Origin of the sequence: Kitasatospora sp. NPDC059803 (genome assembly GCF_042732255.1) — a bacterium.
Taxonomy (GTDB): Bacteria; Actinomycetota; Actinomycetes; order Streptomycetales; family Streptomycetaceae; genus Kitasatospora.
In genome coordinates this window covers 2,069-7,562 of record NZ_JBHWIJ010000371.1, presented here as the reverse complement: position 1 = coordinate 7,562, position 5,494 = coordinate 2,069, and the positions used below count along the sequence as shown (strand labels likewise).

5 protein-coding genes are annotated in these 5,494 nt (G+C 74.3%); 1 reads left to right on the top strand and 4 read right to left on the bottom strand.

The genetic code is table 11. From position 1 onward, the window contains the following. Positions 1 to 80: 80 nt before the first annotated feature. Complete coding sequence (locus ACFV6I_RS35655; RefSeq protein WP_380430058.1) at positions 81 to 1,964, bottom strand: DEAD/DEAH box helicase; 1,884 nt, start codon at positions 1,962 to 1,964, stop codon at positions 81 to 83. A gap of 706 nt (positions 1,965 to 2,670) precedes the next feature. Here ACFV6I_RS35655 and ACFV6I_RS35650 point away from each other — a divergent pair. Then, the gene (locus tag ACFV6I_RS35650; protein ID WP_063347921.1) at positions 2,671 to 3,399 is read left to right on the top strand and encodes a ferritin-like fold-containing protein; all 729 of its coding nucleotides are present in this window, start codon (positions 2,671 to 2,673) and stop codon (positions 3,397 to 3,399) included. Between the two features lie 3 nt (positions 3,400 to 3,402). On the opposite strand, the gene ACFV6I_RS35645 is transcribed toward ACFV6I_RS35650, so the two are convergent. The 3 genes from ACFV6I_RS35645 to ACFV6I_RS35635 form a co-directional block, all read right to left on the bottom strand. After that, entirely contained in the window at positions 3,403 to 3,726 is a 324-nt protein-coding gene (locus ACFV6I_RS35645) for a hypothetical protein (RefSeq protein ID WP_363586741.1), read from the bottom strand. Between the two features lie 134 nt (positions 3,727 to 3,860). Further along, positions 3,861 to 4,088, bottom strand: a complete 228-nt coding sequence (locus ACFV6I_RS35640) for a DUF3107 domain-containing protein (protein ID WP_063347919.1) — start codon at positions 4,086 to 4,088, stop codon at positions 3,861 to 3,863. A gap of 141 nt (positions 4,089 to 4,229) precedes the next feature. After that, a complete protein-coding gene (locus ACFV6I_RS35635; protein ID WP_063347918.1) occupies positions 4,230 to 4,880 on the bottom strand; it encodes a TetR/AcrR family transcriptional regulator in 651 nt (216 codons plus the stop codon). Positions 4,881 to 5,494 lie beyond the last annotated feature (614 nt).

The window sequence follows — 5,494 nt, the reverse complement described above, 5'->3', positions numbered from 1 at the left end:
GATGCCCAGGGCGTGGGCCCGCCCCCCCCCCGCGGAGGGCGGGCCCGGGCGCACCCCCCCCCCCCCCGGGGCGGGGTGCGTCAGCTCTCCGGGGTGGCCTCCGGCGCGGCGGCGGCCTTGCGGGCCCGGGTGCGCTTGCGCGGGGCCGGGACCTCGGTCGCGGCGTCGGCGGCCGCAGCCTCCGGAGCCGCCGGGGCGGTCGCGGCCTCGGCCTTGGGCTTGCGGGTGCGCGTCCGGGTGGCCGGCTTCTTCGCGACGGCGGTCTCGACGACGACCTCGGCGGCGGGTGCCTCGGCCGGCGCCTCGACGACGGCCTCGACGGCCTCCGCCTTCGGCTTGCGGGTGCGCGTCCGGGTGCGGGCGGCCGGCTTCTCCTCGACGACGGCCTCGACGACGGCCTCGGCGGCGGCCACGACGGCCACCGCGGCCGGAACCTCGGCCGGGGCCTCGGCGACCGGAGCCGCCACGGCCGCCTCGGTCACCGCGACGGCCTCGGCCACCACAGCGGCCTCGCCGGCGGCGGCGCCGCGCGAACGGCGGCGACGGCGGCGCGGGGCCGCCTCGCCCTCGGTGCCCTCGACGGCCGGGGCCGCGGCGGCCTCGACGACGCTCCCGGCCTCGCCCTCGGCGACCGTGGAGCCCCCGCGGGTGCGGCGGCGCTCACGGGTGCGGCGCGGCTTCTCCTCGGTCGCCACGGCGGCCTCAGGGGCGCCGGTGCGGCCGGCGCCGCTGCGCGGGCCCTTGGCCCGGGCGGTGCGCGCACCGCGCCCGCCGGTCTCGCCGAGGTCCTCGACCTCCTCCGCGCCGAGCCCGGCCCGGGTCCGCTCCGAACGCGGCAGCACACCCTTGGTGCCCGGCGCGATCTTCAGCAGCTCGTACAGGTGCGGCGAGGTGGAGTAGGTCTCCTCCGGGTCGTTGAAGGTCAGCTCCAGCGCCTTGTTGATCAGCTGCCAGCGCGGGATGTCGTCCCAGTCGACCAGGGTGACGGCGGTACCCGAGGCGCCGGCCCGGCCGGTGCGGCCGATCCGGTGCAGGTAGGTCTTCTCGTCCTCGGGGCACTGGTAGTTGACCACGTGCGTGACGCCCTCGACGTCGATGCCGCGGGCGGCGACGTCGGTGCAGACCAGCACGTCGACCTTGCCGTTGCGGAACGCGCGCAGCGCCTGCTCGCGGGCGCCCTGGCCGAGGTCGCCGTGGACGGCGCCGGCCGCGAAGCCGCGCTGGGTCAGCTGGTCGGCGACGTCGGCGGCGGTGCGCTTGGTCCGGCAGAAGATCATCGCCAGCCCGCGGCCGTCGGCCTGGAGGATGCGCGAGACGAGCTCGACCTTGTCCAGCGAGTGCGCGCGGAAGATGTGCTGCTCGATGTTGGCGACGGTGGTGCCGGTGTCGTCCGGGGCGGCGGCCCGGATGTGGGTGGGCTGGCTCATGTACCGGCGGGCGAGGCTGATGACCTGACCCGGCATGGTGGCCGAGAACAGCAGGGTCTGCCGCTTGGCCGGCAGCATGGTGATGATCTTCTCGACGTCCGGCAGGAAGCCGAGGTCGAGCATCTCGTCGGCCTCGTCCAGGACCAGCGAGCGGACCTTGGACAGGTTCAGCTTCTTCTGCCCGGCCAGGTCCAGCAGGCGGCCCGGGGTGCCGACCACGATGTCGACGCCCTTGGCGAGCGCCTCGACCTGCGGCTCGTACGCGCGGCCGCCGTAGACGGCCAGGACGCGCACGTCGCGGACCTTGCCGGCGGTCTGCAGGTCGTTGGTGACCTGGGTGCAGAGCTCGCGGGTCGGGACGACGATGAGCGCCTGCGGGCCGTCGGAGAGCTGCTCCTCGGTCGCCCGGCCGGCGTCCACGTCGGCGCGCACGACGCACCGCTCGATCAGCGGGAGGCCGAAGCCGAGGGTCTTGCCGGTGCCGGTCTTGGCCTGGCCGATGACGTCGTGGCCGGTCAGCGCGACCGGGAGGGTCATCTCCTGGATGGGGAAGGGGTGGACGATGCCGACGGACTCGAGCGCCTCGGCGGTCTCCGGGAGGATTCCCAGATCCCGGAACGTCGTCTTGATGGGTTCAGCGGTGGTGGACAGGGTGCTGCCTCTTCCGTGTGAAAGGGGCCGAGAGCGAGCGGCGGGCGGGCAGCCGCACGGCTGCGTACGGGCCTGGCGGCCCTGATGCAGCTGAGCGGACGCACAACCGCGCCGGTCCCTGCGGCCGGCCGGTGCGCGCTGCCCTGTGCGGGGCGCGTCGCCGGCGGCGTCGGGGAGGATTCCCATGAGGGACCTGCGCGGGACCTTCGCCAGGGGGCGCGGTCTCGGCGGCCCTCGCTCGGCCACTGATGCGGTGCCAAGGCTTGAAGTCCAAGCCATGGTCGGAGCCGATCGGCTCTCCGACCGGGCATCCGCGTACGTGAGTACCCGTGGCTCCGGTGCGGACACGTCCGGATGGACGGTGCCGCTTCGGAGCGGGCTTGCGCGGGACACCGAGACGGCGGTGACACCGCGCGAACACGACGGGGCTCCGTACCACCATACAGTCAGGCGACGACTCGAACACGTGACGCGTCTGACATTGCCCCTGCCGACCCGGGCCGGAAGGGGTGTTCCGGCCGGTCACCCGGGCGACCGGCCGACGGCCGGCCAGGGTGGGTCCCCCGGGCCGGCGGGACTAAGGTGGCGGGTCATGGAGACCCATGGTGAGACGCAGGACGCCGCGGCCGGCTCGATCGGGGACTGGGCCGCGTGCTCGGCCGACCCCGGCTACCGGGCGGCGGTGCTGGATCTGCTCGGCGCGCTCGCCTACGGCGAGCTGAGCGCCTTCGAGCGGCTCGCCGAGGACGCCAAGCTGGCGCCGGACCTCGCCGACAAGGCGGCCCTGGCCCGGATGGCCTCCGCCGAGTTCCAGCACTACCAGCGCCTGCACGACCGGCTCGCCGAGATCGGCGCCGACCCGCAGGAGGCGATGCGCCCGTTCGTCGAGCCGCTGGAGCTGTTCCACCGGATGACCGCGCCCTCGGACTGGCTGGAGGGCCTGGTCAAGGCCTACGTCGGCGACGCCATCGCGACCGACTTCTACCGCGAGGTCGCCGTCCGGCTCGACGATGACACCCGCGACCTGGTGCTCGGCGTCATGTCCGACACCGGGCACGCCCAGTTCGCGGTGGACAAGGTGCGCCAGGCCATCGAGGCCGACCCGCGCTCCGGCGGCCGGCTCGCGCTGTGGGGCCGACGGCTGATGGGCGAGGCGCTCAGCCAGGCCCAGCGGGTGGTCGCCGAGCGGGACGCGCTGTCCAACCTGCTGGTCGGCGGCGTCCAGGTGCAGGGCTTCGACCTGGTCGAGGTCGGCAAGATGTTCAACCGGATCACCGAGGCGCACACCCGGCGGATGGCCGCTCTGGGCCTGGCCAGCTAGAGGTCAGGCCGGCCGGTGGCGCCGCGTGCGGTGGACACCGGCCCGGTGCGGGTGGTGCCGGTGCGCCGGGGCCCGCCCGGCGGCGAGGTCCGGCCGGGCCAGCGTCGTGGTCAGCACCGCCGAGGCCAGCGCGGCGGCCGCGATCGACGCCGCCGGGTAGCGCCCGTCCAGGCAGAAGTGCGCCACTGTCCCGCCGAGCAGCGCCGCCGCCAGGGCGGTGCCCAGGGTCAGGGTGCGGGCCGCCCGGAAGTACGCGGGCCGCGCCAGCAGTGCGGCCAGGCCCGCGGCCAGGCCGACGAGGGCGAAGGCGATCGACTCGACCAGCAAAACTGCCTCCCGGGGACGGGCGCGCGGCGCCGGCGGCCGCACTGTCGCCGTACCCCGGCCGACCCGGCCGTACACGCAACGGTGCCCCGCTCCCTGGGGGAGCGGGGCACCGGGTGAGCAGCTCGGACGACGCCTCAGGCGGTGCCGAAGCCGACCTTGCGGGCGGCCTGCTCGCCGATCTCCACGTACGCCAGGCGCTCGGCCGGGACGATGACGCGGCGGCCGTGCTCGTCGGTCAGCGCGAAGAGCTTCTCCGAACCCTCCAGCGCCTTGGCGATCGCGCTCTGGATCTCATCGGCACTCTGCGTGCTCTCGATCACGATCTCGCGCGGCGTGTTCTGCACGCCGATCTTGACCTCCACGGCTTCCGTCCCTCCGGGGTTGCAGCCTCCACGCGCGGACACCCCGACCGCCTGGGACAAGCGTTCGCGACGACCGCGCCGTACGGCTTCACCATAGAGCACGGGATCACCGCGACGGCGAAGATCGGTGGATCACCCCTGCTAGAGGGCCTCCCCGCCCTCTGAAACGGGGTGCATCGGGAAGCCCTTCAGCCCGCGCCAGGCCAGGCTGGCGACCAGCCGCACCGCCTCGTCGCGGGGGATGTCCAGGCCCTGCGACAGCCAGTACCGGGCGGTGATCTGGGCCAGGCCGCAGACCCCGGCGGCGAGCAGCTTGGACTCCGCCTCGGGCAGGTCGGTGTCCTCCTGGATCACCTTGCTGACCAGCGTCGCGCTCGCCTCGGAGGCCCGCTCGACCCGCTCGCGCACGGCCGGCTCGTTGGTCAGGTCCGACTCGAAGACCAGGCGGAACGCGCCGGACTCGCTGGAGACGTAGTTGAAGTACGCCTCCATCGTCGCGGCCACCCGGAGCTTGTTGTCGGTGGTCGTCGACAGTGCGTCGCGGGTCGACTCGACCAGGGCGTCGCAGTGCTTGTCCAGCAGTGCCAGGTACAGCTCCAGCTTCCCGGGGAAGTGCTGGTACAGCACCGGCTTGCTGACCCCGGCGCGGTCGGCGATGTCGTCCATGGCGGCCGCGTGGTAACCCTGCGCGACGAACACCTCCTGGGCGGCACCGAGCAGTTGTTCACGGCGGGCGCTTCGCGGCAGGCGGGCACCGCGCGGGCGCTCCTGCGCCTCCTGGATGGCCGTCACGGCGCTCCTCACTTCGGTTGTTCGGGGCTGGCAAGAGGGCCGATTCTACTTTTCGGTAACCGCTTCCGCGTTCGGCGGGAGTGAGAAAAGGACCTCGGCCTCCTTGTCAGGAGCCCACAATACGGCGCTGACCTCGGCGTCGGCAGGGGTGTGACAGGGGCCGGAACGGCCGTCCCGGCCGCCGGAATCCGAACCTCGTGACGCACCGCACCGGCGGTGTCACCGAGCGCGGAGCACGGGCCGGGCATCGCGGACCCGGGGACCCCTCGCAGCGGCGAACAAGGTCACTCCCATCGTCCGTCATGAGCGGGGAGGTCGGCGACCGGCGCCCGGTCGCGCGGACCGCGCGGTAACGGCCCGGTTCGGGGCGAGGTCACGCTCGTTCACTCGTTCAGGTGGCAACCAGGCATGTGACCGATGGATTGCCCGGGCCCGGTCCTACCTTTCTGCTGTCGGACCGAACAGGTGTGGGGGAGGCCGCGGACGCCGGGGAAATCCGGGGGCGGCCGCACCCAGGGGGCCCCGCGGGTCGGGCCCGGGCCGCCGGATCGGGCGTGCGCCCGGGGGTCCGGATCGGGGGTGGGGCGCGGCCGGTCCGTCGGGCCGGACGGCCG